17 protein-coding genes and 4 pseudogenes are annotated in these 25,021 nt (G+C 65.0%); 6 read left to right on the forward strand and 15 right to left on the reverse strand.

Annotated elements, in window-relative coordinates; genetic code table 11:
- Positions 1–94: 94 nt before the first annotated feature.
- The 4 genes from OHB12_RS08040 to OHB12_RS08055 all read right to left on the reverse strand — a co-directional run bounded on the left by OHB12_RS08040 (position 95) and on the right by OHB12_RS08055 (position 3,835).
- Positions 95–586 carry a YbaB/EbfC family nucleoid-associated protein gene (locus OHB12_RS08040; protein WP_327112624.1) on the reverse strand — a complete coding sequence of 164 codons (492 nt, stop codon included), beginning with the start codon at positions 584–586 and terminating at the stop codon, positions 95–97.
- A gap of 3 nt (positions 587–589) precedes the next feature.
- Positions 590–949, reverse strand: coding sequence for a hypothetical protein (locus OHB12_RS08045; RefSeq protein ID WP_327112622.1), 360 nt, complete (start codon positions 947–949; stop codon positions 590–592).
- A gap of 41 nt (positions 950–990) precedes the next feature.
- On the reverse strand, positions 991–2,541 hold the full coding sequence (locus tag OHB12_RS08050; RefSeq protein ID WP_327117627.1) for a hypothetical protein: 1,551 nt from the start codon (positions 2,539–2,541) through the stop codon (positions 991–993).
- Positions 2,542–2,986: 445 nt separating this feature from the next.
- Entirely contained in the window at positions 2,987–3,835 is an 849-nt protein-coding gene (locus OHB12_RS08055; RefSeq protein WP_327117629.1) for an IS630 family transposase, read from the reverse strand.
- Positions 3,836–3,925: 90 nt separating this feature from the next.
- Here OHB12_RS08055 and OHB12_RS08060 point away from each other — a divergent pair, with 90 nt between their 5' ends.
- Complete coding sequence (locus tag OHB12_RS08060; RefSeq protein ID WP_327120843.1) at positions 3,926–5,575, forward strand: IS1182 family transposase; 1,650 nt, start codon at positions 3,926–3,928, stop codon at positions 5,573–5,575.
- A gap of 27 nt (positions 5,576–5,602) precedes the next feature.
- On the opposite strand, the gene OHB12_RS08065 is transcribed toward OHB12_RS08060, so the two are convergent.
- Together OHB12_RS08065 and OHB12_RS36190 are read right to left on the reverse strand one after the other, a co-directional pair.
- Positions 5,603–5,887 carry a helix-turn-helix domain-containing protein gene (locus tag OHB12_RS08065; protein WP_327117631.1) on the reverse strand — a complete coding sequence of 95 codons (285 nt, stop codon included), beginning with the start codon at positions 5,885–5,887 and terminating at the stop codon, positions 5,603–5,605.
- A gap of 47 nt (positions 5,888–5,934) precedes the next feature.
- Positions 5,935–6,315, reverse strand: coding sequence for a bifunctional DNA primase/polymerase (locus tag OHB12_RS36190; protein ID WP_442799990.1), 381 nt, complete (start codon positions 6,313–6,315; stop codon positions 5,935–5,937).
- 108 nt (positions 6,316–6,423) lie between these two features.
- On the opposite strand from OHB12_RS36190, the pseudogene OHB12_RS08070 reads away from it, so the two are divergent.
- Positions 6,424–7,803, forward strand: a pseudogene (locus OHB12_RS08070) (IS1380 family transposase).
- A 231-nt stretch (positions 7,804–8,034) separates the two neighbouring features.
- Here the strand turns inward: OHB12_RS08070 and OHB12_RS08075 are convergent.
- The 4 genes and pseudogenes from OHB12_RS08075 to OHB12_RS08090 all read right to left on the reverse strand — a co-directional run.
- Positions 8,035–8,322 (reverse strand): hypothetical protein, encoded by a 288-nt coding sequence (locus tag OHB12_RS08075; protein ID WP_327117633.1) that lies wholly within the window; start codon positions 8,320–8,322, stop codon positions 8,035–8,037.
- A 37-nt stretch (positions 8,323–8,359) separates the two neighbouring features.
- Positions 8,360–11,788: a protein kinase domain-containing protein gene (locus OHB12_RS08080; RefSeq protein WP_327117635.1), complete on the reverse strand. Its 3,429-nt coding sequence runs from the start codon at positions 11,786–11,788 to the stop codon at positions 8,360–8,362.
- Positions 11,789–12,108: 320 nt separating this feature from the next.
- Positions 12,109–12,936: an SDR family oxidoreductase gene (locus OHB12_RS08085; RefSeq protein WP_327117637.1), complete on the reverse strand. Its 828-nt coding sequence runs from the start codon at positions 12,934–12,936 to the stop codon at positions 12,109–12,111.
- 43 nt (positions 12,937–12,979) lie between these two features.
- A pseudogene (locus OHB12_RS08090) lies at positions 12,980–13,486 on the reverse strand (zinc-binding dehydrogenase); the annotation flags it as partial.
- Between the two features lie 640 nt (positions 13,487–14,126).
- Between OHB12_RS08090 and OHB12_RS08095 the strand changes: the two are divergent.
- Positions 14,127–16,721: a DEAD/DEAH box helicase gene (locus OHB12_RS08095; protein WP_327117639.1), complete on the forward strand. Its 2,595-nt coding sequence runs from the start codon at positions 14,127–14,129 to the stop codon at positions 16,719–16,721.
- A 204-nt stretch (positions 16,722–16,925) separates the two neighbouring features.
- Here the strand turns inward: OHB12_RS08095 and OHB12_RS08100 are convergent, their stop codons facing one another.
- Positions 16,926–17,762, reverse strand: coding sequence for a glutamate ABC transporter substrate-binding protein (locus OHB12_RS08100; RefSeq protein ID WP_327117641.1), 837 nt, complete (start codon positions 17,760–17,762; stop codon positions 16,926–16,928).
- Between the two features lie 473 nt (positions 17,763–18,235).
- On the reverse strand, positions 18,236–19,132 hold the full coding sequence (locus OHB12_RS08105) for a hypothetical protein (RefSeq protein ID WP_327117643.1): 897 nt from the start codon (positions 19,130–19,132) through the stop codon (positions 18,236–18,238).
- 445 nt (positions 19,133–19,577) lie between these two features.
- Between OHB12_RS08105 and OHB12_RS36195 the strand changes: the two are divergent.
- Positions 19,578–19,727, forward strand: a pseudogene (locus OHB12_RS36195) (nSTAND1 domain-containing NTPase); the annotation flags it as partial.
- Between the two features lie 81 nt (positions 19,728–19,808).
- Here the strand turns inward: OHB12_RS36195 and OHB12_RS08110 are convergent.
- On the reverse strand, positions 19,809–20,462 hold the full coding sequence (locus OHB12_RS08110) for a hypothetical protein (RefSeq protein ID WP_327117645.1): 654 nt from the start codon (positions 20,460–20,462) through the stop codon (positions 19,809–19,811).
- Positions 20,463–20,791: 329 nt separating this feature from the next.
- On the opposite strand from OHB12_RS08110, the gene OHB12_RS08115 reads away from it, so the two are divergent.
- Positions 20,792–22,336, forward strand: coding sequence for an MFS transporter (locus OHB12_RS08115; RefSeq protein WP_327117647.1), 1,545 nt, complete (start codon positions 20,792–20,794; stop codon positions 22,334–22,336).
- A 221-nt stretch (positions 22,337–22,557) separates the two neighbouring features.
- Positions 22,558–22,959: pseudogene (locus OHB12_RS08120) on the forward strand (LuxR C-terminal-related transcriptional regulator); the annotation flags it as partial.
- 295 nt (positions 22,960–23,254) lie between these two features.
- Here the strand turns inward: OHB12_RS08120 and OHB12_RS08125 are convergent.
- Positions 23,255–23,752 carry a DUF3830 family protein gene (locus OHB12_RS08125; protein WP_327117649.1) on the reverse strand — a complete coding sequence of 166 codons (498 nt, stop codon included), beginning with the start codon at positions 23,750–23,752 and terminating at the stop codon, positions 23,255–23,257.
- A 10-nt stretch (positions 23,753–23,762) separates the two neighbouring features.
- Positions 23,763–25,004 carry an aspartate aminotransferase family protein gene (locus tag OHB12_RS08130; protein WP_327117651.1) on the reverse strand — a complete coding sequence of 414 codons (1,242 nt, stop codon included), beginning with the start codon at positions 25,002–25,004 and terminating at the stop codon, positions 23,763–23,765.
- Between the last annotated feature and the right edge of the window lie 17 nt (positions 25,005–25,021).

Here is a 25,021-nt window from a genome sequence, read left to right on the forward strand (position 1 = left end):
CTCAGGGACGGACCGACCACACCACACACGCGCTACCGAAACCCCATCGAAATTCGATAGCACCGAATCAGCGGACATGGCAACCCATCTCAGGTCACCAGCTGGAATCGTAAACTCCAGAAGACCGATCCGACGGCCTTACCCGACCCGGTTCGTCGTCGGCTACCTCTTGACGTTCCACCGCGTTCGGTGGGGCCAGCGACACGACCGGCGCGGCGGGGATCTGTCCCTGCACGTCGGGGAACCCCTCGACCAGGTCCGAGAACTTGGGCATCGTCATCTTCTGCTCGGTCAACGGCGCGAGGAGTTCGTCGGTCCGGCGAGCGATCTCCGCGGCGGCCTGCTGCGCGGCCTGGGTCATCGCCGCGGCGATCTCGTCGTAATCCAAATCGTCGATATCCGAGGAGAACTTGGTCTCGATCACCACACCGTCGGCGTTGACCGTCACCGTGACCCGCCGATCCCGCACCGAAGCCGACGCGGTCAACCGGGCCCGCTGCTGCTGTAACCCCGAAATCAACTGCATCTGCTGGGTAAAGGAATCCATCGCTTCCGCGAAGGAAGCGTCGGCAAAATCATCCGCCATGCCTCAACCCTTCACCGTGACGTTCGGGACAGTGTTGGCGATGGTGTGACCGGACCCGATATCGACATTCTTCAACGAATCCGCCGCATCGACCTGCCCCTTGGACGCGGCACCGACCACCTCGGCGGCACTGTTGTTTCCGTCGTGCACCGCGGTGAACTGTGTCCGCAGGCCTTGCTGCCCGCCCTTGTCTCGGATGAAGTCCTCGCTGAAATCATCACCCGCGGCGACGGTCAGGAACTTGCCCCACAACGACGCCGCTGTCCTGCTGTGGTTGATCAACGCTTCCTGGGCCTCGGCGAGAGCACCGCCGGCTTCTTTCAAAGCTGTGGTGTCGACGTCGAGGCTTTCGTTCTGCGTCATGCGCAACCCTCATCTTTCCCGCGTAACCGAGCTGGACCTGGTCATACCTGCGCGCCTTGGCGTTGCTGGAAACGCTGCTCGAAACCCTTCACGAACGTGGTCGGAGCGATCGAGGACGACGAGTGCTCCAGCACTCCGTCATCAGCGATATAGAAGATGGCCCGGCCGATCGCGATCTCACCCCGAGGTACCGGCACATACACCATCCAGCCGCAACTGAACCGGTCACCGACCAGCTGATCGAGTGGGTAACCCGTCGTGTCCAAACCACGACCCTCGACATAGGAACGGACCCGGAAGATCGCTTCCTCTTCCGGCATCTGCTGTGGCAGCGACGCCACCACCCCCGCCAGCGTCAACTGATACATCGCGCCATCGATATCGAACCGGTCGTCCTCGGCGAACAGGTTCACCACCGTGTCCCGGGTCACCACACCCACCTCGGCGGCAGACACCAAAGCCGCCGCGGCGCTGCGGTGTTGCGCGCTCGGTGGCTGCGCGGCCAAACCCGCGACGATCCCGACCACCGTGTTCGCCGTCCACACCCCCGGCACCGCCGTAGCGCACTGCTCCGCCGACGGGGACTCACCCCGATACCAACGCCCACCCTCCCACCAATAAACAAACGACATCAACCCCGTCGCTGCCCGCGGGTTCAGCACCGGATTAGCCACCCACTCCGGTGCGCCCGCATAAAACCTCGGCATCGGCGCACCATCGTTATAGGTGGCATCCAGATTCGCCGACTCCCACACCCCACCCGACAACACCGCACGACCACCCGGCAGCGAATACAACGTGCACCCACCACGCCGCGAGCTTTCGAACCAGCCCATCGACGGCAACACCCGCGGACCCCAATCCGAACCCGCCGCGACGAAAGCCGCCGAAATACACGCCCACCGCGCCCACATCTCCGGGAAATCAGGAAACTCGTTCTCCGCCAACGACGGCCACACCTTGCCCGCCCGGTCGGCCCGAGCCCCTACCGCCGCGTCCTGCGGGGTACGCGCCTGCCGCCCACCATGCCCGATATACGCAGCCAGCCACACCGGCAACGTCTCACGCGGGAACACTTCCACATCCGCGCGATAAGACTCGGGCTCGAACAACTGCCCATCCGGGAACGGCTCATCACCGAAGTCGTAATCGACCTCGAACTCCCCCACCGCACTCAACCGGACCAGCAACCGCCACCACGGCTCCCCATCCAACTCCGCGACCAACCCCCGATGCTCCCGCACCCGCTCCAACACCACCGCAGGCGGCTCCGCGCGCATCGAACGCTCACCATCGGTATAAACCACCTCGGCATACCCATTGACCGTGGTCAACGCGAACACCGCATCCAACTGCCGCCACCCCTCCGGAGCAGCCCCAGCCAACACATCCGCGATCTCCCGCGCCAACACCCGATCCCGGCCCTCAGCCGCCTCACCACCCCCCTCAGAAACCACGACACCCTCAACTACATCCGCAACATCCGGCGCATCCGCAGCATCCGGGGCATCCGGCGACAAACTGAAACCGACATCCGGCTCGCTGTTCTCGCCTACCCCATCCGCCGGGTCGTCCTTGTTGTGATCGCTCACAGCCCGCTCCCACCCGTCATCCACCTCACCCCGATATTTTCACTTATCCCCTCCCCACAACCAACTCCCACGACAGGGAAGGGAGGGAGGGAGTGTCGGATTAACCGCGGATCTGACCCCGGTAGGGGTTAGTTCTCGGTCGTAGTGGTGTGGGTTGATTGTCAGGCGGGCGCCGGTGCGAGCGTGACGGCGTGCCAGAGGCGTTGCCAAAGGATCGTGCAGGAATCGAGAGGTAGTTTCAGTGAGATCATCGCACATGTTCGCTGCGGGGTGGCTGTCTCGACGAGAGGAATCTCGCGTCGGCAGCTGGGTTGGTGCCTGTCATGGAATTGGCTGAACAGACAGGGCTTTCGGCATTGATCGGCGAGTACGTGACGGTGGACTCGGCGCGGGTGGCTTCCAGGGCGGTGAACCCTGCCGGGAAGCTCACGGCGCTAGTGCCGCTTCAAGCAACGTAGGGCAGGTAATCGGGCAGCCGGATCTTGGAGTTGACGGCGAACTCGCGTTTGGGTTCTGCGTGCTGGTTGCGCCAGCGGATGTAGGCGCCGATGGCGTCGTCCTGCTCGCCGTGGCTGCGATGGTCGGTGCCGTTGAGCGCGAAGTAGCGCAGCGCGGCGAACTCGGACTCGATCCAGTTCAGCCACGACGAGTAGGTCGGCAGAAGTACCAGTTCCACGTCATTGTCGGCGGCCCATGCGCGGACCTCGGCCTTTTTGTGCGGACCGAAGTTGTCCACGATCACATACAGTCGCTGGCCGGGCCAGCGGGCGCGCAGGGTTTTGAGAAAGCCCAGAAACTCTTGCCAGCGCTTGCGATCCCGGATGCGGTAGTAGATCTGGCCGGTGGCCAGATCCAGCGCACCGAGCAGATGCCGCACCCCCTCGGTGCGGCGATAGGTCGCCCGCAACCGGGCCGGTCGCCGCTTCGGATACCAGCCCTGACCCGGCCGCGGCAGCAGGTTCAGCGGACCGAACTCGTCGGCGCAGATCACCCGCCCGTCGGCGGGCGGGTGATCGTAAAGGTCGAGAACGCGGGCCATCTTGGCGGCGAACTCGGGGTCCTTGCCGGCCTTCCACGTTTTGGTGGCCTGCCACGACACGCCCTCGGCCTTCAAAATCTTGCGCAGCGTCTCATGGCTGATATCGGCGATCTCGTTCTCGCGCAACACATCACGCAGCTTAGCCAGGCTCCACACCGAGAACGGCCAGCCCAGGTCACGGGGACAGCACCGAGCGATCTGACCGATGCGTTCACGCGTCACCCGGTCGGTCTTGCTCGGCCTGCCCCCGCTCATTTTGGACACCGTTGGCGAATTCGGTTGGGGCAGCGTTCATCCGGCAAGATCGACACGGGTATTTCGGGTCCGGGGTTGGTGGAGGTCGTGGTGTCGTTGCGTCCGTGTAGGTGCGATGTGGTTCCGGTGGAGACGGCCCGGGTTGCCCGGGCTGTCTTCCCGGAGGGCTGTCTGGCGATGCGGATGCGCGACGTTCTGGGGCCTGTGTTCTCCGATGACGAGTTCACGCAGGTGTTCTCGCGTCGCGGTCAGCCCGCGATCTCGCCGGCGTTGCTGGCGTTGGTGTCGGTGCTGCAGTTCGCCGAAGGGTTCTCCGATCGTCGAGCCGCGCAAGCGGTTCGGTCCCGGATCGACTGGAAGTACGCGCTGGGATTGGAGCTGAGCGATCCCGGTTTCGATTACTCGGTGCTCAGTGAGTTCCGGTCCCGGCTGATCGTCGGCGGGCTGGAGCAGCGGGTACTCGATGCGGTGCTGGAGGCGGCGCGTCGAGCCGGGCTGTTGAAGGCGGGTGGCCGGCAGCGATCCGACTCCACGCATGTGCTGGCCGCGGTGCGTGACCTCAATCGGCTGCAGTTCGTGACCGAGACGCTGCGTGCCGCGCTCAACGCGCTCGCCGCCGCGGCACCGGATTGGCTGGCCGGCATCGCCGAACCCGACTGGTTCGACCGCTACAGCGCGCGCTGCGAAGACACCCGGTTCCCGAGCCGCTGGGCCGCACGGGCGGCCCACGCGAACCAGGTCGGATCCGACGGCATGACTGTGCTGTGCGCGGTCACGGCCGGCAAGGCACCCGCCTGGCTGCGGCAGCTTCCGGCGGTGGAGTTGCTGCGTCGGGTCTGGGTGCAGCAGTACTACGTCATCGACGACGGGACGGTGGCCTGGCGGGACAAGAAGGATCTGCCCCCGGCGGCGATCCGCTACTGCTCGCCGTATGACGAGCAGGCTCGCACCGGCACCAAACGCGACGCGTCCTGGAACGGCTACAAGGTCCACCTCACCGAGACCTGCGAGCCCGACGCACCGCACTTGATCACTCACGTCGCCACCACCGCAGCCCCGGTTCCGGACATGGCGATGACCGCAGCGATCCACGCCGGCCTCGCCGAGCGGGATCTGCTGCCCGACGTGCATCTGGTTGATGCCGGATACGTCGATGCCGACCTGCTCATCACCGCGCAGCAAGACCACGGCGTCGAACTTCTCGGCCCGGCGAAGGCGCCGACCGGCTGGCAAGCCACAGCCGACGGCGGTTACACCCTGCCCGATTTCACGATCGACTGGGAGAACGAGAAGGTCACCTGCCCGCAAGGCGCCGTTTCCAACTCCTGGAAAGCAGACCGCTCCCAGGACGGGACACCCGTGATCAGGGTGCGTTTCCCCAGCGCAGAGTGCCGTCAGTGCCCGGCACGCGAACACTGCACCCGCTCCAGCACAGGTCGGCGCCTGACTCTTCGGCATCGTGCCCAGCACCAGGCCCTGCAGCTGGCTCGCGCCGAACAGCAGACCGACCAGTGGCAACAGCGCTACCAGCATCGCGCGGGCGTGGAAGGCACCATTGCCCAAGGCATCCGATCCTGCGGTCTGCGCCGATCCCGCTACCGCGGCCTGACCAAGACCAGTCTTCAACACCTACTGACTGCAGCAGGACTCAACCTCAACCGACTCAACACCTGGTGGGAGACAACGCCGTTCGCTCCAACCCGAACGTCACATTTCGCAGCCCTCCGGCCCGCCGCCTGACAGCGGGCCGGAATTCGCCAACGGTGTCTATTTTGGGTCCAGCGCCGCGAACCCTTTCTCGTTGAAATCGTGGATCACTTGGCGCACATAGCCTTCCGAGACCTGCATCAACCGGCAGATCAGCGGCACCGGCTGTCCCTGAGCCGAGGCCATCACCACGATCGCGCGCCGCATCCGCACCGGCTGCTTACTCGTCCGCGCGATCTGCTGCAACCGCCGACCCTCTTCCGGGGTCACCGACCGCACGAACACTTCCGGTTTCCGAGCCACCGGCATCACCTCCGCCAGCAGCATCACCGGCCGACCACCCACGATCAACCCGACACTCGGTTACCGAAGCAACCTTCCTTGAAGCGGCACTAGGCGATCCGCCACCCCAGCTTGGCCGTCGTATTGCGAAGCGCAAGCCCGGACGATGCCCGGAAATACAGGTGAAACCCCGCAGGTGTGGCCACAGCGTACGTGTCGGTTGGCGCTTCTTCGCCAGCACGAGTAGCCAACAGCGCCAACGCATCTCGACCGTGGCGTGCACCCGCAGACCTCTTCGGGCGCGTGACCGCCACGGCCGTCATCGAGATCGATGACAACAAGGCCCGCCTTCCGGTCACAATGCCGAGGTTGTTGCGCCCACCGTCAGCCCAATACCGGTGGATGCAATCGGGATCGGTGGTCGCCCATTCGTCCCAACCGCGCACCGCGGGAGTCTTCCCGAGCGGGACCAACGGATTAACCTGCGCCATTCACGGTATTTGAGTTGTCGGCACCCTGGATATGTGAAAAGGTGTTCCGACCTGCGACAATTCGGCTTGTCGAGAGTCGAATCAGCAGAAGAAGGAAACACCTTTTCGGTGCGTGAGTCTACGTGGTATCCGCGGCTGGCCGCGGACGGGGATGGGTCGGGGCTGGTGTCGCAGGCGGGAACGCTGCTACTGGTGCGCACCGCGGAGAAGATCGGACTGGTCAAGGGCCTGTCGCAGGCGTTGGCGCCGTGGCGCAAACCGATGTCTACGCACAATCCGGGCAAGATCGTGCTGGACTTGGCCATCGCGGTCGCGGCCGGGGGTGACTGCGCTGCGGATGTGTCGCTGCTGCGCACCCAGCCAGCCATGTTCGGGCCGGTCGCGTCGGATCCGACGGTGTCGCGGTTGGTGTCCGCCCTCGCCGAGGACGTACCGAAAGCGTTGTCCGCCATTGCATCAGCGCGGGCCGCGGCGCGGGCCTCGGTGTGGAAACGCGCCGGAGAATCAGCACCCGATCACGGGATCGACGCGGAGAATCCGTTGATCATCGATCTGGATGCCACCCTGCTCGACGCGCACAGCGAGAAGGAGAAAGCCGCCCCAACCTTCAAGCGCGGGTAGGGCTTTCACCCGTTGTGCGCGTTCATCGACCACGGTCCCGACGGCACCGGCGAGCCCGCGGTGATGCTGCTGCGGCCCGGGAACTCCGGCGCCAACACCGCCGCCGACCACAAACAGGTTCTCGCTGACGCGCTGGCCCAGCTGCCGTGGCGTCCCTCGTGGCGAGTCGGTCGAAAAGTGCTGGTGCGCACCGACGCCGGCGGCGGCACCCACGAATTCGTGAAGTACTGCCACGCGAGGCGGGTGCAGTACTCGCTCGGGTTCACCCTCACCGACGCCCTCGTCGACGCGGTCAACAAGGTCCCGAAGAAGGTGTGGACCCCCGCCTACGACGCCGACGGGAAGGTTCGTGACGGCGCGTGGGTTGCCGAGATCACCGGCATGGTCGACCTATCCGGCTGGCCAGCGGGGATGCGCCTGGTCGTGCGGAAAGAAAGGCCGCATCCGGGTGCCCAGCTGCGGTTCACCGACCTCGACGGGCTGCGGCTGACCGCGTTCGTCACCAACACCCGCCGCGGGCAGATCCCCGATCTCGAGCTGCGCCACCGCCGCCGGGCTCGCTGCGAGGATCGTATCCGCGCTGGTAAGGACACCGGAATGCGTAACCTACCGTTCAAATCCTTTGCGGCCAACCAGATCTGGCTGGCGCTGGTCGCGCTCGCGCTCGATCTGACCGCCTGGATGCAGATGCTGGCACTCACCGGCCAGGTCGCCCGCCGATGGGAACCGAAAACCCTTCGCCTGCACCTGTTCTCACTACCCGGCCGCATCGCCCGCCACGCCCGCAAAACCCGGCTGCATCTACCCCGATCAGCCCCGACCACCAGCCTGCTCCTCGCCGCGATGACCCGCCTCGAAGCGACCTGACCAGCACAAACCGCCCCTACGAGACCAGAAAGACCACCACCGGGTCCGTGGAACCCGGCAGCCACCCGCTGACACGGGACGGCCAGCCACACCCACCAGCCCAGATACCCGCCAAAAACCGAAATCCGAACGCGATCGGGCCAGCACGTCACCCGCAAGAAAGATCGAGGTTAACGCTCCAACCACGGCCTGCCGCAGCCAAAGCGGCGCGGAGCAGAGCGGAATTCCTGATCATGGATCCTCCGATCCGGCGACCCGGTGCATTCGGTATTCGTTGTTGCACACCCCCTGATAGCAATGAATCAACGAGGCAAAGGCCCACTGGTTCCAGTCGTTGATGCCGTTGAAGAGAACCCGAACCGACCCGTTGATAACGGACGGTGTGGCGCCGGTATACGTCGGCAACGGGATTGGCCGGTCAGCCGCGTCGGTCAGCCGTCGCAGAACGTCGCGCCCGCTGGTGGCGTCGGCCCACTGCTCGGGCGGTCGTTGGCCGTGGCTTTGGTCGAGATCGAGCACATGCAGGCCGCTGCGTCGCGCAAGCTGCGCGGGAGCGTCAATGTCTGTCGAAGTGGGGCGCCGCCAGGGCTTCTCGGAGGAAGGACTGCGGCAGTCCGGGTGCCAGCGTGGGGTCCGCATCGAGGGCAGCCAGTATCCGATCCATTGCCCAGCCCTCGTCGGTTGCGAAGCGGATCAATCCGTGCTCGGCACACCGCGTGAGCGCAGGGACGGCAAGGGTGATCGCCTCGCCCTGTCGTCCGGCCGCGGAAAGACTTGCCGCCCACAGGAGTTCGGCCGACGTCGCCGCGCGGGGGCGGTAGGAGGTGGCGATTTCGCGCACCAAACGCTCGGCGCGCGTACATGCCTGCTCGGCCGCAGCGGGCGAGTGCTCATCGAGCAACAGCCGTATCCCCGTGTCCTGCTGGAGTTCCGCGGTGAGTGTGTGTAGCCCTTCCGGCTGATGGAGATCGAAGGGCGGCTGAATGAACTCACCTCGGTCATCCTGATCGATCGGTAGTCCGATGCGCACGCATTCGTTCACGATGCGCGCGGCCAGTCGGGGCAGGGAGAGGTTGGCTGCGATCTTCGCTCCCTCCGCCAGCCGGGCCTCCGCCGCGTCCCCGTCGCCGCGCAGCGCCTTCACCCGGGCCCCGATTCCGTAGGTGGCGTTCATGAATTCGACGAGTGCGCCTTCGGGGCCGAGTGCGGCGCTGTCGTCGAGCAGTTCCTCGGCGCCGACGAGGTCGCCGCGGTGGTATTGCAGCGCGCCGAGAAGTGCCGATGCCAGCGTAGCGCCGTGGGTGCGGGTTCCGATCGTCTGTGCCAGTGCGAGCGCCGTCCGCAGGTCGGATTCGGCCGCCGCAATGTCGAGCTGTTCGTAGGCCGCTATCGCGGCCAGGCAGTACCCGTAGACGACCGCGAATGGCCCTTTACACTGTGGGCGATACGGTGCGACCCAGTGTTGCCAGCGTCGCGCCTCGTCGAAGTCGAAGCGGCTCAGCGCGCATGTGGACGCGGTGCTGGCGGCAACCATAGCGAAGAAGGGGTCCAGCTGCTCTCCCCCACCATTGGCATGCAAAAGCCCCTCGACCACGTCCGGTAGGCGACCGTAGTTGTCGGTGAAGTTCCCTGCACCAGTGCGGATCAAGGACGCCTCCACCCGCATGGCAGCGGCGGCCTCGTCCGGCACACCCGAATCCAGCAGCGCGTCGACCAGATCCAGTGCGGTGCGGGCCGCCAACGCTCGTTGTAATGCGACATCAGCCCAAGCCACCAAGAGCTGTACCCGTGGATTGGTCGTCGCGTACGCCGACGGCAGTTTCGCGACGAGGCCGAGCACTGTCGCCATCTTCGCCTGTTCCAGCAGTTCTCGCCCGCGTTCTTCGACGATGCCGACCGCGCCTGTGACGTCGTTGGCGGCCAAGGCGTGATCAACGGCCTCGTTGAGCATCTTGTGATCGGCGAACCAGTTCGAGGCGGTCTGGTGCAGCCGTCGAAGCCGGTCGGGGTTCTGCCGGGCGAGCCTGTGTCGCAACAGATCTGCGAAGAGCCGGTGAAATCGGAACCAGGTGGAGTCATGGTCGAGACGGCGTATAAACAGCTCCAGATGCTCGGCTTCCTCCAGCATCTCTTGCCCGTAGCCCACGCCCGCGAGCACATCCGCGAGGTCGCCGCAGACGGTCTCGGTCACCGACGTCGACAGCAGGAAGTCGAGCAAGGCGGGGTCGAGCGTGTCCAGGATGTTCGATTCGACGTATTCGCCGATGGCGTAGTTGTGCCCGGACAATCGCCCGATGCATTCCGCGGGATTGTCCTTGCCGCGCAGCGATAGTGACGCCAGTTGCAGTGCAGCTGCCCAGCCCTCGGTCGATTCTTGCAGACCGGCAATGTCGCTCGCAGCCAAGTCCAGTCGATTGACATCGACCAGGAAGGAGTTGGTTTCTGCTTCGTTGAATCGCAAGTCATCGGAGTCGATTTCGACAAGTTCGTCGCATACTCGCATCCGGCTGAGCGGGAGCCCGCCGGTGCTTCGGCTGGCGACGATAATGCGCAGGTGGTGGCAGGCATTGTCGAGCAGGAATTCCATGGTCGCGCGCGCTGCGCGGTTGGTTACCCGATGCCAGTCGTCGATCACTATCGCGAATATGTCTCCGCTGGAGTGAATTTCGTTTATCAGCGCGGTGACGACGTAGCGGGTGGCGTCGGTGGCTCGTTCCTCGAGAATTTGACCCAGTTCGGCGCCGAGCGAGGGTCGCGCGCGGCGGACCGCCTCGACCAGGTGCGCCAGAAACCAGACGGCGTTGTTGTCATCGGCATCGATGGTGAGCCAGGCGACCTGGATCTGATCGGCTGCCAGCGCATTCGCCCACTGGGCGGCCAACGTGCTCTTTCCGAAACCGGCCGGGGCATGAACCACCGTCAACCGGCGCTGCTTGCCCTCCCGCAGGATCCGCAGCAGCCGAGGACGTTCCACGCGTGCCCGCGGCGGTGTCGGCGGCCGGAACTTGGTCAGCGCCGTCGGCGGAGGCGTGGTCTGGCACACTGCGCTCGCGCGTGACGGAACGCACTGCAGCGGTGCCGGAGGCCCGGACTGCCGCGGAGGGACCGTGGCCGGGGCGCACCGGCCCAGCACGTCCCGCAACTGACGTTGGTAGGCGGCAGCGGATTCCGGGCGTGCCCGCGGGTCGCGTGCCATCGAGGCCTCGACCGCGGCGGCAGCCTCCGCTGGAATCTCCGCTCCGCGCAGGTCCGGGATCGGTTCGGTCATGACGCGCCGGAATTGCGCCATGACGCTTTCGTTGGTCCGGCGCTCGAAGGCCGCATGCCCGGTCACCAGGCAGAACAGCGTCGCACCGAGACTGTAGATATCCGAGGCCGGATCGGGTGGCTCACCGTCGAGCACCTCGGGTGCGGTGAATGCCGGGGTAGCGGTGATGCGCCCGGTGGCAGTCTCGAAGCCACCGCTGATGCGGGCGATGCCGAAGTCGGCCAGCTGCGGTTCGTCGTAGTCGGTGACCAGGATGTTGGCGGGCTTGACGTCGCGGTGGATGGTCCTGGCGGCATGCGCGGCGGCCAGGGCTCCGGCGATGCGTTCTCCGATCGACAGTACCTCGTCCCAGGGGATCGGCCCCTTCGAACGCAGCCGACTTTCCAGCGAGCCCCGGGAGTGGAAGGGCATGACGATGTAGGGGCAGCCGGTGGCCGTGATGTCGGCCTGCAGGATCTCCACGATGTTGGGATGCCCGGACAGACGGCCCAGCGCGTGCTGCTCGCGGACGAAGCGCTGTCGGTCTTCACCAGTGAGGTCCGAAGTCAGGACCTTGATCGCGACGGCGCGGTCCAGTGATTGCTCGGTGCAGCGGTACACGACGCCGAATCCACCACGTCCGATCTCTTCGGCGTCGAAGAATCCGACCGCGGCAAGTTCCGCCGTGAGACCAACCCGCAGGTCAGGCTGGGTTGTGGTGGGATCGGATGCCGACATGGCACGCTCCCTAGGTCACCATGCCGGATCCGCGTGATCCGGCGCTGCCGACCGTCGCCGAAATACGACTTCATCCCTGGTGTGGAGGTAGGTAACCATGCGATCACCTCGTGTAAGCAGAAACCCTGACTACTCTTGATCATAGACTCGATCGCTATGCGAGCACCTTGACTGTTGTCGACGCGATTCATTATCGAGTGGGTGACGTACCTGTCACAGCAGCATCGGTGAGCGGCGGCCTCGATACCCCGCCCATCGTGGCTGCCGCGTACCTGCCAGAGCATGGGCGACAAGGAATTTCCTGAGGCGTGAAACCCTCTTCACCGACGGGCGAGTTCGCCGTAGAACCAGGAGGCAGTCACCCCGCCATCCATAAGCAAATCGCTGCCGGTGATGAATGTGCCGTCGGGACCCATGAGCAGCGCGCCGAGGGCGCCGACCTCATCAGGAGTGCCGCCGCGACCAACCGGGCACAGCTCGATCATGCGCCGGTATCCCTCGCCGCGGGGCCCGGTCAGCTCGTCTTTCGCGAGCGGGGTGAAGATGATGCCGGGGCTGATCGTATTGACCCGCGCGCGACGTCGGCCCCACCGCACGGCCTCGGCCCTCACCCGCAATGTGTTCGCACGCTTTGCCAGCTGGTAGGCGGTGAGAGAATCGGTCACCTGGTCGGGCGCGAGCATCGGCAGATCCAGCAATTCCTCGGTCGGAGTCGTGGCCAGAGCGGCATCTTGTTCGGCAGTCAACGCGGCGAGGCGGTGTCCGGACTGTGACGCGATGACGATCCCCGACCCGCCCCGTGCGATCACGTTGCCGAACTCCTCGAGGACAAGGGCAGTTCCGTAGAGGTCCACGGCGAGGATCGTTGCCGGTGCTGCCTGGCTGGGTGAGACCCCGGCGGCGTGTATGACACCGGTGACCTCGCCCAATGCGGTTGCGGTGCGGACAAGCGCGTGAACCAACTCACGGGCCGACACATCGACGGTCGCTACGCTGACCTGGAACCCGGCGTTGCTCAGCACCTCGGCGGCGGCATCGGCGTTGCGCTGGTGCAGGTCGGCCAGCAGCACGTGCTTGCCGGAGCTGGCCCGGCGGGCGATGGCCTGACCGATCTGCCCAGCTCCGATGACGACGATGACTTCACTCACCCTGGTCTTCCTCTACTCGGTTGTTCTTCGCGCAAGTGGCGCATCAGGGGTGGACGAGGACTTTGAGGGCTTCGCGGTTGTCCATGGCGCGGTAACCGTCGGGTACGGCGTCCAGACCGATCTCGCGGTCGAACACCTTGCCGGGCTCAACGGTGCCGTCGAGCACGCCGGGCAGCAGCGTGCCGATGTAGGCGCGGGCGGGTGCAGGGCCGCCGGTGAGGGTGATGTTGGGGCCGAAGAGGCTGCCGAACCCGACCGGTGCGTCCTCGTACTGGGGGACGCCGACGCGGCTGATCACACCGCCGGAACGCACGACGCCGATGGCCTGCTGGTAGGCGGGCATGTGACCGACGGCTTCGATCACGACGTGGGTGCCGTCGCCGCGGGTGAGATCGCGGACGGCGGCGATGCCCGCGTCGCCGCGTTCGGCGACGATGTCGGTGGAGCCGAACTCGCGGCCGATGTCGGTGCGGTCCTTGTGCCGTCCCATCAGGATGATCCGCCGCGCACCGAGTTGGCGCGCCGACAGCACCGCCATGAGCCCCACCGCGTACACCGCGCCCGCCAACACCCCTACCGCCGACGCACTCGAACTCCTCGGCACCTGGGCCGCCACCCTCGACGCAACTGACAACACCGACCGACGATCCCGTCGCACCAGCTAGTATGCCCAACCGTCAGCGTCGCGACAGATCCGGCTGTTCGAGCCGTGGACGGATCGACCGATCCGATCCGATCCGAAATCGCTCGTCCGACACTGGCTCTCGAGACACCATTCCGCGCAGGGCACGACCGGGCCGGCCGAATACACCTGCGGGGGACGGGTCAGGTCTCAGCCGAGATCGGTCAGGTCGTCCGCGGTGAGCGTGATCGGCCGCGCAGCAATGTTCTCCTACGGATGAGCCACCGACCTGGTACCGGGGATCGGTTGTCGTCGCCGTTGTCGGCTATCGTGGCGGCATCGTTCAGTCCAGTCACACCGAGTCATCGGCAATCGTGCGTATCGGCGTGTTCAGTTCATGGAGGTCGCGGTCAAGTCGATGGACATCGAAGGTGACAGTCCCGCGGCAACAGGCAGTATGCCCGTACTTCTCTGGTTGAAGATCGCAGATCCATCAACCGCGCTCCCGGAATATCCGCCCGGCACCGACGTTCGGGTGCTACTCCCCTTGGATGGACGTTTCACCGACTTGAAACGTCAACTCCTCACCGCCCGAGTACCTTTCCGTGAGGTCGGTTACCTGCTGGAGCAGGAATCCATCAGTACGCTGAACCGAGAGGGTCACCTCACCATAGCTGTCGCACCGTCCGGGCCGGCACGGATGTCCGCGCAGAAGCGTGCCCCCATCACCGGAGCCGCCGCCGAAGCGGCGCGCGATGCGTTCGAGCTGATGTGGCACAACCATGCAGCTGCCGATGGCGCTGTAGTCCGTCCACTTCCGATAGAGCACATCGTGCCGTCCGATTGGGTTAGATACCTTCCCCATCCGCTTGTGAATCCCGCACAGGCCGAGGCGATTCCGCACATTATCGGCAGCGATGAGCACCTGATGGTGGTGGCGCCGACCGGCGCAGGCAAAACCGTCATGGGCATGGTCGCGGTCCTGCGTACAGTCTTGGAGCAAGGGAGGAAGGCCGCCTGGCTGGTCCCACAGCGTTCGCTCACCGATGAGTTGAACGATGAACTCGACAGCTGGCGCAGACGCGGTCTGCGTGTCGAACGGCTTTCTGGTGAGTATCGGGTTGACGCACAACGTATTCGAGACGCGGACCTCTGGGTGACAACTACCGAGAAATTCGAGGCCATCTGCCGGACCTCCTCGCTCAAGGAGGCGCTGGCCGAGGTCGGCTGTCTGGTTGTCGACGAGATCCATCTGCTGGGAGACGGGACCAGAGGACCGTTCCTGGAGGCGATTCTGGCTCGCGTGCGCGGTACGGACTCATTGATCCGGATCATTGGACTGTCGGCCACCGTCGCCAACGCCGACCAACTCGCAGAATGGATGCACGCACGGACGATACGGGTAGCCTGGCGCCCCACTCAGCTGACCTGGCAACTACCTACCGTTCCCAACAGTGCCGACTGGAGTCTGGTCGAAGCAGCCAAGGCGCGACTGACTACTGCCATCGTTCACATGGTGGCGGCTGACCGCGGTAGCGTGCTCGTATTCTGCGGCAGTAAACGCAACGTCCGCCGCACCGCGTTGATCGTCGCAGCCAGTCGAGGCGCCAACGTCTTCGGCATCAACCCCGACGACACCGACGTTGTGCACAAGATCTGCGCAGCAGTGGGTGTCGGCCTGCACTACAAGGGCTGGGAGCGCAAGCGGGAGGCCGAAAAAGCGTTCCGTGCACGCGAATTGGATGTCCTTGTGGCTACCTCGACCGTGGCTGCCGGGGTGAACATGCCTGCTCGTGCGGTAATCGTGCAAGATACGGAGGTGGGGCTCAAGGCCATAGATGTTGCGACTGTGCAACAAATGTTCGGCCGCGCGGGGCGTGTCGGTGCCGGGGAGCACGAGGGGTGGGCATTCCTTATCGTCGACCAGACCGAACGCGCGACCTGGCAACGCAAACTACTCGCGGGATTTCGAGTCGACTCGCAGATCCAGTCGAACCTGCCGGAACACCTCCTGGCCGAAGCCGTCCAAGGCCGAATCAGTTCAGTGGCAGAGGCCGAGCACTGGTGGGTGCAAACGCTGGCCTACCACCAGGGCAGCCGAAATATGACCCCGCTTCGACATGCCGTCCGATTCTTGATCGATGGCGAGTTTCTCACAGAGACACAAACATCCGACGGCGAGCTGGCGCCCTCCGAACTGGGCATGCTGACGGCACGGCTGATGGTCTCGCCACAGGTGTGCCACCAACTGCGCACGACCCTGGCCGAGTTCGGCATGCCGGAATCCGCACAAGCAGCGGAGAACCTCCTGATCCAGACAGTCGCCACCCACGTGCCGAAACTTGCTCAGGCGGGGATAAGCGAGGACCTCAAGCCACTCGCCGTCAGCTTGAAGCTCGCCCGCGGAGTGGTCGCACATCTCAGCAACAACGAACTGGCGCGCTCGCCGGACGGCGCCTCCGCTTACAGCCCGGGTGACCTGGCGAGCGCCGCGATGCTGACTATTGCCAACTCTCCGACCGAGTTCCATCAAGCCGCCCGCACCATCGGCGGGATTCCTTACTCCACAATGTATCCGATACTCGAGGAAGCGCCCCGCTACCTCCATTGGTTGGGCTGCCAGGGATTTCTGGGTACCGTGCACCCGTGGGTAGCGATCGTTGCCGCTGATCTGAGCAGACGGATCCGATGGCGCCGGTGCCAGCCACCTCGGGGTGCCGGTCGTCTACTGTGGATGTGCGAACAGATGGCCACAGCCGCCCACCTCGAGGACGTAGTACCGACCCTCTGGCAGGCAGCCAGGAGTCGCGCGCTCACCCATCCGGACTGGTCGGAAACCGGCAGACCACAGGCATGCCGGCTACACCAGCCAGAATACGCAGGGCTGCTGCGCGATCGCGCGACCAACACAGTCCTGGAAACCGCATCGGACAAGACGCGCTTGACCAGCTCGACCGCAGCTGCGCTCGCTGTGTGGTGCGGAGCAAACTATGTGGTCAGCGCAACGACACAGGGAAGGGCGACAGCCGCTTTCCCGATAGGTGATGCGCAAGAGCGGGGAGCAGCAATATTCACGTGGCGGGGGGACTATCGTGCGCTCGGTTGGCTCGACGTGTACTCACAGTGTCAAGTCACGTCAGATCACGCGTCCGCTCTGGCATAGCATGTAATTTCGATGTGACCGCCTGTAATTGTTGGTGACGGCTGGCCAACGTCGCATCCTCATCGTGCGGGTTTTATTGAGCGACCATGGCGGGTCGAATGCCGAGCCACCATGCGTGCACGCTGCAATCGACGCCTACTCCGACAGCGCGCCGGAGATCGAACTTGGATGGTTTGCGCCAGCGTTGGGATCGGTGGGGTCCGATCAGTACCGGTCGACCGTGGGCGGGGTCAGCGTCGAGTCGCGGAGCGGACCGATCGTTTCCTCGAACGCCTTCTGCCAAGAACCGTCGGCGATCATTTCCTCGATCGCATCGTTGATCTTGGCACGAGTCTGCTGATCGCCCTTCTTCAGGCCGATACCGTACTTCTCTCTGGTGAACGTGTTGCCGACCAGCTTCAGTTCGCCTGACGCCTGCCCGGCGAAACCGGCGAGGATGATGTCGTCGGTGGTCACCGCGTCGACCGAACCGCTGCGCAGGGCTTCGATGCACCGCGAGTAGGTGTCCAGTTCCACCAGTTGAACTTCTTTCGCGTAGTTGTCCTTGACGTACTGCGCCGGGGTGGAGCCTTTGACCGAGCAGAGCTTTTTGTTGCCGGTCAGCGACTCGACACCGATGACATCGGTGGTCTCCTTTTTCACCAGCAGGGACTGCCCGGCCACGAAGTACGGCCCGGCGAAGTCGACTTTCTCCTTGCGTTCGTCGGTGATCGAGTAGGTGGCAACGATGAAGTCCACCTCGCCGTTCATGATCATCGTCTCGCGTCGAGCCGTCGGCGCCTCTTTGAAGGTGATGCCGTCGGGCTGCACGCCGAGCTTTCCAGCCACGTATTCGGCGATCTCGACGTCGTACCCTTGGTACGAGCCGTCCGTGTCGCGAAAGCCGAGTCCCGGTTGGTCGAATTTGATGCCAATGGTCAGTTTGCCCTCCTTCACGTGATCCTCGGTGGTCTCGGCGTCGCTGCCGCCACCGCAGGCGGTAGCGAACAGGGTGACGGCGATCGCCCCGATACCGAGGCGGAGTAGTCGGTTTATCCTCATCGAATTCGGTTCCCTCTCACGGTGAGCTCTCGGGCCGGATAGGAGGCCCAGGTGCTGACGGCACGTCATTTTTCCCGGGCGTCCCAGCGCCTGTATCGAATGTCTTCCCGCCAGTGGAAAATAGGTTTCGCCCTCGTAAATGCCGAATCCGCAGCTCCGCACCGGTTGCCGCCGGACGTCAGCGAACTCGCCGGAATCGACCACGCCGAAGCGGCGTACTCAGCTCGCGCTTCTCGACCGATCCCGCCTACGATCCGCACGGCCATGGGCTGATCATCGTTACGATGCCGGCCGTCCCTCCACGGTGGTGGCACAGGCGCCACCACTGGGTCGAGGGACCTCGCGACGGTGTGAATTCGCTGCTGCCTGCCGATGCCCAGGCGTACTACACGGCCGTCTCGGGTGGGTCGCCGTACGCGTGGGATCTACTTCTTGCCGCGGGATCCTGTGGACAGCACCCCGAGCCGACAGGGTCAGACAGCTATACCAGCAGGCCCGCTCAGGCCGGTGGCGATGGTGGTGGGTGCGCCGCCCATGGTCGGCAGGGAAACCACGTTGCCGCTGCTCTCGGTGATGTACAGGGTGGTTCCGGAAACGGCGATACCCACAGGAACATTGACCGTGGCCAAGGTAATGGGTGGGCCCCCGATGGTCGGTAGGGAGACGACCGTGCCGGTGCTCCCGGTGACGTTGTCGATCCTCCCGGTGACGTACACAGTGGTCTCGGAAACGGCAATACCTGCCGGGTTGGGCAGGCCGGTGGCGAGGGTGGTGGGTATGCCGCCGGACGTCGGCAGGGAAGTCACGCTGCCACCGCCGGCGTTTCCGGTGATGTAGAGGGTGGTGCCAGAAACGGCGATGCCCTGCGGGTTGGGTAGCCCTGAGGCGAGGGTGGTGGGTATGCCGCCGGACGTCGGCACCGAAAGCACGGTGCCAGCGCTCTCGATAATGTAGAGAGTGGTGCCAGAAACGGCGATACCCACCGCGTCGACCAAGCCTGGGATGTTCAGCGGGGTCGCCGTGCCTCCGGACGTCGGCGCCGAAAGAATCACGCCGCTACCGGCTTCGGCGATATAGACGGTGGTACCCGAGAGCGCAACCCCGTACGGACGATGATCATTCAAGCCGGAAGCCATGGTGGTAGGCGTGCCGCCCGCCGCTGGCACCGAAACCACTCGACCATTGCCTTCTTCGGCGATGTAAAGAGTGTCCGCCGAGGTGCCCGCAACGGCGGGACCGGCGCCAGGAACGACCGCCGTAGCCGCGAGCACCAACGGGGCCGTTACCGCCGTGGCCAGCGCCCTACCCATTACCCGTGCCGTGACTACACGGCGGCAACCACGCCGCTCCTTGCGGAAATGCAGTTTCACGCTCGTCCTCACTCTCTCGGTATCCAGTTCTCGAAAAATGGCTTTCAGAGGCACGGCCGCCGCAGCGGCCACATCACCAGGAGTTGAAGGCCGGTCTATCGCCACTGGCGCGCCGATACCACGGTGATTCTGCATCGCAGGCAGCGTTCTTCTCAGGAAGGCCACTTCAACGTAATCGCGGGATCGATGAAGTCAACGACCACGAGCGTTTTACAACCGGTGGCAGGGGTGCGGCGCGCAAAGGCTATCGATCCCACCTCGACGCTTCCTACCTCATGACATGCAGGACTGCGAGAAGCTATCCATCATCTCGTACGGCAGGTCGTAGGAGCCGACGTGCTGCAGCAGAATCCGTGTTTGCACCCGCATCGGCCGCGCGGGCAATTCTCGCTCTCACCTCGTCAGCAGTTCCGAAGAGACAAAACTCACGCGCGTAAGTCACTGCATCACGGTCGCTGATCCACTCCCCGCACAAGTCGACGGCTGCGGGCCAGTCCTGCTCGCGCGCAGACTCATCACGGTCGATCAGGATTCTGCGCAACTGGCACACGATGCGCCGCTGCGCGCCTGGCCGCTGTTGCGCAGTTGGATCGACGAGGACCGTCGTGGCCCCTGCTTCGTGCCTTTGCCGCCGCCCGCAGAGGCGCACGTCGACGATATCGGCGGTGGCGCGCAATCAGCAGGTTATGTTCACGTCGGCAGCCTTATCGAAGGACACATGCACGTGGTCGTAGTGATTGGCGGTCGGGCTCCCACGGTCTTCCATGTACGACCAACCGCCGCCGTCGTTGTACCGCTGCTGCCAGATCACGTAGGTCACTCCGAAACGCTGCTGATTGGCCAACACGAAGTCGGCGATCGCGTCGCCGCGCGCGGAATCGGGTGTCATGAAATCGAGCGCCAAGCCGGCACCGTGATCGCCGTCGCCACGACCGACTGCGCCGCCGATGTCGGTGACGCCGAACGTCTTCTTGAGCAGGTTGCCCACCTGTGCCACGTGCGGCTGTGCGCCGACGAGTTCCGTCGAGCACGGGACGGAGGGAGGCGGTGGCGGCAGGTGCTGTACGGCCTTCTTGGCCGATGGTGGTGGTCGATCGACTGCGGCCGCTGGTGGCGCAGGCGCCGACCGAGTCGTTGACGGCACGGCAGTACGGGCCGGGTCGGTTCCGACGGCAGACGACGGCGGCGAATCGACAGCCGCGGCATGCTGAGCAGCCGGGCCCGGTCGGATCGCCACCCACAGCACGACGGCGACAGTGGCCACGATGCCACACACAGCCAGGGGAGTGAGCTTCCAGGCTGCGGTCCGTTTGCGATGTTGACCAGGCATTATGTCGATCACCGGTTACTGTCGAGAAAAGGTCACCGTTACATTACGAAACGGTCGCGGAAATGTCACGTCGGCGTGGTCGATGGGGCACCTTTGAGCCAAGAGGAGGAGAAGTGCCCATACCTGGCGTCCGCGAACAAGTTCTGAAGAAGCTCGGCCGCCGATAACCGATCTGACCCTATCGGAGCAACAACTCCAGAACAGCGCGGATTCACTGCATCCCGACGGGTCGCATTCCGGTACCCGACGCCAGGCAGCTCGGAACACTCACCCGAAGCGATAGCTGTGCACCCAACGGCCTCGGCCAGTAGCCTGTGCCGGTGGGGCGGATGGACAATGCACCGAGGACAGCGGCACGACCGGGCATCGCACTGGCAGCGGTCACCGCCGTACTGTTCGTAACCTTCCTCGACACCACGGTCGTCAGTGTGGCGCTCGGCGATATCCGGCACGAGCTGAGTGCTGACGTGACGCTGCTGCAGTGGGTGGTCAATGCCTACATCGTGGTCTTCGCCGCCCTCATGCTGGCGGGCGGATCACTCGGTGACCGCTGGGGTCGCAAGCGGGTCATGATCGTCGGATTGGCGATCTTCTGTGCCGGATCGGTGATTGCGGCGCTTGCGGCCAGTGTGCCGGTGCTTATCGCCGGTCGCGCGATCATGGGCTTGGGAGCAGCCGCCTCGGAACCAGGCACCCTGTCGGTATTGCGACACATCTTCCCCGATGACCGAGCTCGTGCGAGGGCACTGGGCGTGTGGGCGGCGGTGTCCGGCCTGGCGCTGGCGGCCGGACCGGTACTGGGCGGAGTGCTGGTCCACGCGTACGGGTGGCGCTCGATCTTCTGGTTCAACCTGGGGATCGGGGCGGCGGCGCTCGCTGCCGCGCTGTGGTCCGTCCCGGAAAGCGCCGACCCGCGCCCAGGGCCCATCGACTGGGCCGGATTCCTGCTCGGCGCCACCTTCCTCGGGTCGGTGATCTACGCCGCGACCAGCGGCGAGGATCGAGGCTACACCGCGCCTTCGGTGATCGCGCTGTTTGCGCTCGGTGGTATCGCTTTCGTCGCTTTCGTCGCAGTCGAAGCACGGGCCCGCGCTCCCATGCTCGACTTTCGATATCTGTGCCTGCCGGCGGTGCGCGGTGCGCTGGTGGTCGCCTTCGCCGTCTACTTCGGCATCTTCTCGATCTTCTTCTTCACCGCACTGTATCTGCAAGTGATGCAGTCGTATTCGGGTGCACGCACGGCCACGGTCTTCGCACCGATGGCCGCCGCGATCGTCATCGGATCGCTGGCTGCGGGCTTCTGGGTGGCGCGTCGTGGCGCGCGGACTCCCATGATCATCGGTTGTGCGGTCGGTGCCGGCGGGATTCTGCTGACCCGCCATACTCTCGCCGGCCCACTGCACGACCTTCCGCTGGCCGGGGCGATGGCGGTGGCGGGGGCCGGATTCGGGATCGCTGTAGTGCCGTTGACGTCGGCTGTGCTGTCCGGGGTGCCTGCGGAGCACTCGGGCATGGCCGCCGCGGTGACCAACACGATGCGTCAGGTCGGTTCGGCGTTCGGTGTCGCCGTGCTCGGGGCACTGGTGAATTCGTTCCTCACCTCGGATTTGAAGGCGCGGATGAACGAACTGGGTTTGCCGACCGCCCTGCAGCCCAACGCTATCGACGCCGTCGAACGTGGCCGTATACCCGAGGGCACAGACATCACCCCGTATCTCCAATATCTGTCGAAGGTATCCGAAGTGCTCAATACCGGAAAGACGGCATTCCACCACGGACTCGATGTGGCATTGCTGGTTTCGGCGGCGTTGATCCTCGCCGCGGCGGCGTTCACAGCGCTCGATGCGGCATGCCACCGAGCAGACATCACATAAATCGCAGGTAACCTTCTCGACCGCAATATCCAGCTTGCCCTCGGCCGCAACAACATTGAGAACAGAGCACACAGCGGGCATCGGTGGATTGCCTGAATACGACGCCAGATCGAAGTCGCACTCCTGATCGACTCCGCCGACGATATGGAGGTTGTCGGCGTCGCGGAAGACGGAAAACCGTGCGAGCCATGCAACCGGACGTCGTGTTGATGGACATCCGGATGCCGGGTCTCGATGGCTTGGCCGCGACGAAGGAGATCTGCTGCGACGAGTCTCTGCGAGCCGCGCATGTCCTGATCCTCACCACGTTCGAGCTCGACGAGTATGTGGCTCGAGCGCTCCGCGCGGGCGCGAGCAGATTCCTCGGTAAAGATGTCGGACCGGCGGAGCTGCTTCGTGCCATCCGCACAATCGCCGCGGGAGAAACCCTGCTGTCCCCACAGCGACCCGGGCGCTCATCGCTCGCTTTTCTCGCGCACCCGGAACGGCACAGCACGGCGGCTCGAGCCCTCGACGTCCTCACCGCATGCGAACGCGAAGTCCTCGTCCAAGTCGCCGAGGGACTGTCCAACGAAGAAATCGCCGAACGGATGTATCTCAGCCCGCTGACCGTACGCACCCACGTCCAACACGCCATGACGAAACTGGACGCCCGCCACCGCGCCCAACTCGTGGTCATCGCCTATCGATCGCCCAACTCGTGGTCATCGCCTATCGATCAGGCCTGGTGCGTGTCGAACCACCCCGATAAGCCATCCGCCGCTCGGAACGAGCATGTTGTACCGCGTGACCTTCCTCAGATGGTCGTAGCGGGCGAAGGCGAGCGTCACTTACTCGTCCCAGAGCAGACTCACGTACGTCCACCGAATCGGCCGCTCGCCCCCGCGGAGATTTCGCCTGCCGAGGATGCCCGACACGTCATTCTGCACGCGCGAAGGCGAGTGTTTCGCCTTCGACGCCGCGCAGCCACAGGGCGTTACATGCGGCCGCGAGCTCGGCGAGCCCGTCTTCGATGGTGGCGAATACGTTGCCGGGCACCCAACCCAGGTCACCGTTGATCAGCAGATTATTGCGGCCATAGAAGACCGCGAGATCCGCCGCGCCCTGGGCGTGATGGGCGGCGGATCCCGGCTCATAGCCGTAGGCCGGGTTGCCGATCTCCCACGGTTCGAAGTCGAACAGGCACACATCGCCGGGAATCGGTGTGACCGTGGGATTTTCCCGGTGTGGCGCGGCCACGATGCGGGGCAGTAGCGTGTACACCTCGTTGCGCGCGTATTTGGCGTGGAACGCGTCACCCTCCTGCGGAAGCGCGTCCCAGACCGCCGCGCACGTGAGCGGGGCCTCGTCGTCCAGCAGTCGGGCACGGCAGCTCACTCCAGCCTTGGTGAGCGTAATGGTGATATGGCGGGCCATCAGGTTCCTCCTACAGTTCGTCCAGGACCGAGGACCAGATGACGAGCGCCTCGTCGATCTGATCGGGTGTCACGACCAGGGGCGGGATCATCCGGACCACGTTGCTGTACGCGCCGCAGGTCAGCAGCAACATGCCCTTGTCGACAGCGAGACGTTGTGCCGCCGCGGCGGTTTCGGCGTCGGGTTCGCCTGCCGCGGTGGTGAATTCCGACCCGACCATCAGTCCCAGTCCGCGCACGTCGCCGACGGCCTTGGTCGCGCGGGAACGGGCGCCGTCGAGCAGTTGCCGCCCCCGCTCGGCGGCATTGTCCACCAACCCTTCGGATTCGATGACATCGATGGTCGCCAGGGCGGCGGCACAGGCGACCGCGTTGCCGCCGTAGGTGCCGCCCTGGGAACCGGGCCATGCCTTGGCCATCAGCTCCCGCGAGACCGCGATGCCCGACAGCGGAAAGCCGCTGGCCAAGCCCTTGGCGATGGTGATCACGTCGGGTCGCACCTCGAAGTGCTGGTGGCCGAAGAACTTTCCGGTCCGGCCGAATCCGGTCTGGATCTCGTCGAAGACGAGCAGAATGCCGTGCGCGTCCGCGCGCTCACGCAGGCCCTGGAAGAAGCGGGTGTTGCCTGGGACGTAGCCACCCTCGCCGAGCACCGGCTCGACGATGAACGCCGCGGTTTCCGCGGGCGCGCTGAGGGTGGTGAGCAGGTAGTCCAGCTCACGCAGCGCGAAGTCGGTCGCCTGCTCCTCGCTCCAACCGTATCGGAAGGCGGTCGGGAACGGGGCGACGTGCACGCCCGCCATCAGCGGACTGAACCCCGCGGAGAACCGCGTGCCCGAAGTCGTCATGGTGGCGGCCGCGACCGTGCGTCCGTGGAAACCGCCGTGGAACACAACCACATTCGGCCTGCCGGTGGCCTGCCGGACCAACCGCAGCGCCGCCTCGATCGCCTCGCTGCCCGAATTGGCGAAGAACAGTGAGTCCAGGCCCTCCGGAAGGACGTCGCCGAGCCGTTCGGTGAGGGCGAGCAGTGGCTGATGCATGACGGTCGTGTACTGGCCGTGGATGAGCTTGCCGATCTGCGCGCGGGCAGCCTCGACCACCCGCGGGTGACAGTGGCCGGTGCTGGTCACGCCGATGCCCGCGGTGAAGTCGAGGTAGCGGCGGCCGTCGGTGGCGTTGAGGTAGCAACCTTCGCCGTGGTCGACGGTGATCGGCGTGGCCTGCTTCAGAACGGGGGAAAGTGCCGTCATCGTGATCCGCCTTCCGG

This window comes from Nocardia sp. NBC_01730, assembly GCF_035920445.1.
Lineage (GTDB): Bacteria > Actinomycetota > Actinomycetes > Mycobacteriales > Mycobacteriaceae > Nocardia.

Excerpts from the sequence above, each read along its gene's own strand:
- OHB12_RS08130 (WP_327117651.1), bottom strand. The coding sequence starts at position 25,004 with ATGACGGCACTTTCCCCCGTTCTGAAGCAGGCCACGCCGATCACCGTC.
- OHB12_RS08055 (WP_327117629.1), bottom strand. The coding sequence starts at position 3,835 with ATGAGCGGGGGCAGGCCGAGCAAGACCGACCGGGTGACGCGTGAACGC.
- OHB12_RS08080 (WP_327117635.1), bottom strand. The coding sequence starts at position 11,788 with ATGTCGGCATCCGATCCCACCACAACCCAGCCTGACCTGCGGGTTGGT.
- OHB12_RS08115 (WP_327117647.1), top strand. The coding sequence starts at position 20,792 with ATGGACAATGCACCGAGGACAGCGGCACGACCGGGCATCGCACTGGCA.
- OHB12_RS08125 (WP_327117649.1), bottom strand. The coding sequence starts at position 23,752 with ATGGCCCGCCATATCACCATTACGCTCACCAAGGCTGGAGTGAGCTGC.
- OHB12_RS08110 (WP_327117645.1), bottom strand. The coding sequence starts at position 20,462 with ATGCCTGGTCAACATCGCAAACGGACCGCAGCCTGGAAGCTCACTCCC.
- OHB12_RS08100 (WP_327117641.1), bottom strand. The coding sequence starts at position 17,762 with ATGAGGATAAACCGACTACTCCGCCTCGGTATCGGGGCGATCGCCGTC.
- OHB12_RS08045 (WP_327112622.1), bottom strand. The coding sequence starts at position 949 with ATGACGCAGAACGAAAGCCTCGACGTCGACACCACAGCTTTGAAAGAA.
- OHB12_RS08040 (WP_327112624.1), bottom strand. The coding sequence starts at position 586 with ATGGCGGATGATTTTGCCGACGCTTCCTTCGCGGAAGCGATGGATTCC.
- OHB12_RS36190 (WP_442799990.1), bottom strand. The coding sequence starts at position 6,315 with ATGGCGCAGGTTAATCCGTTGGTCCCGCTCGGGAAGACTCCCGCGGTG.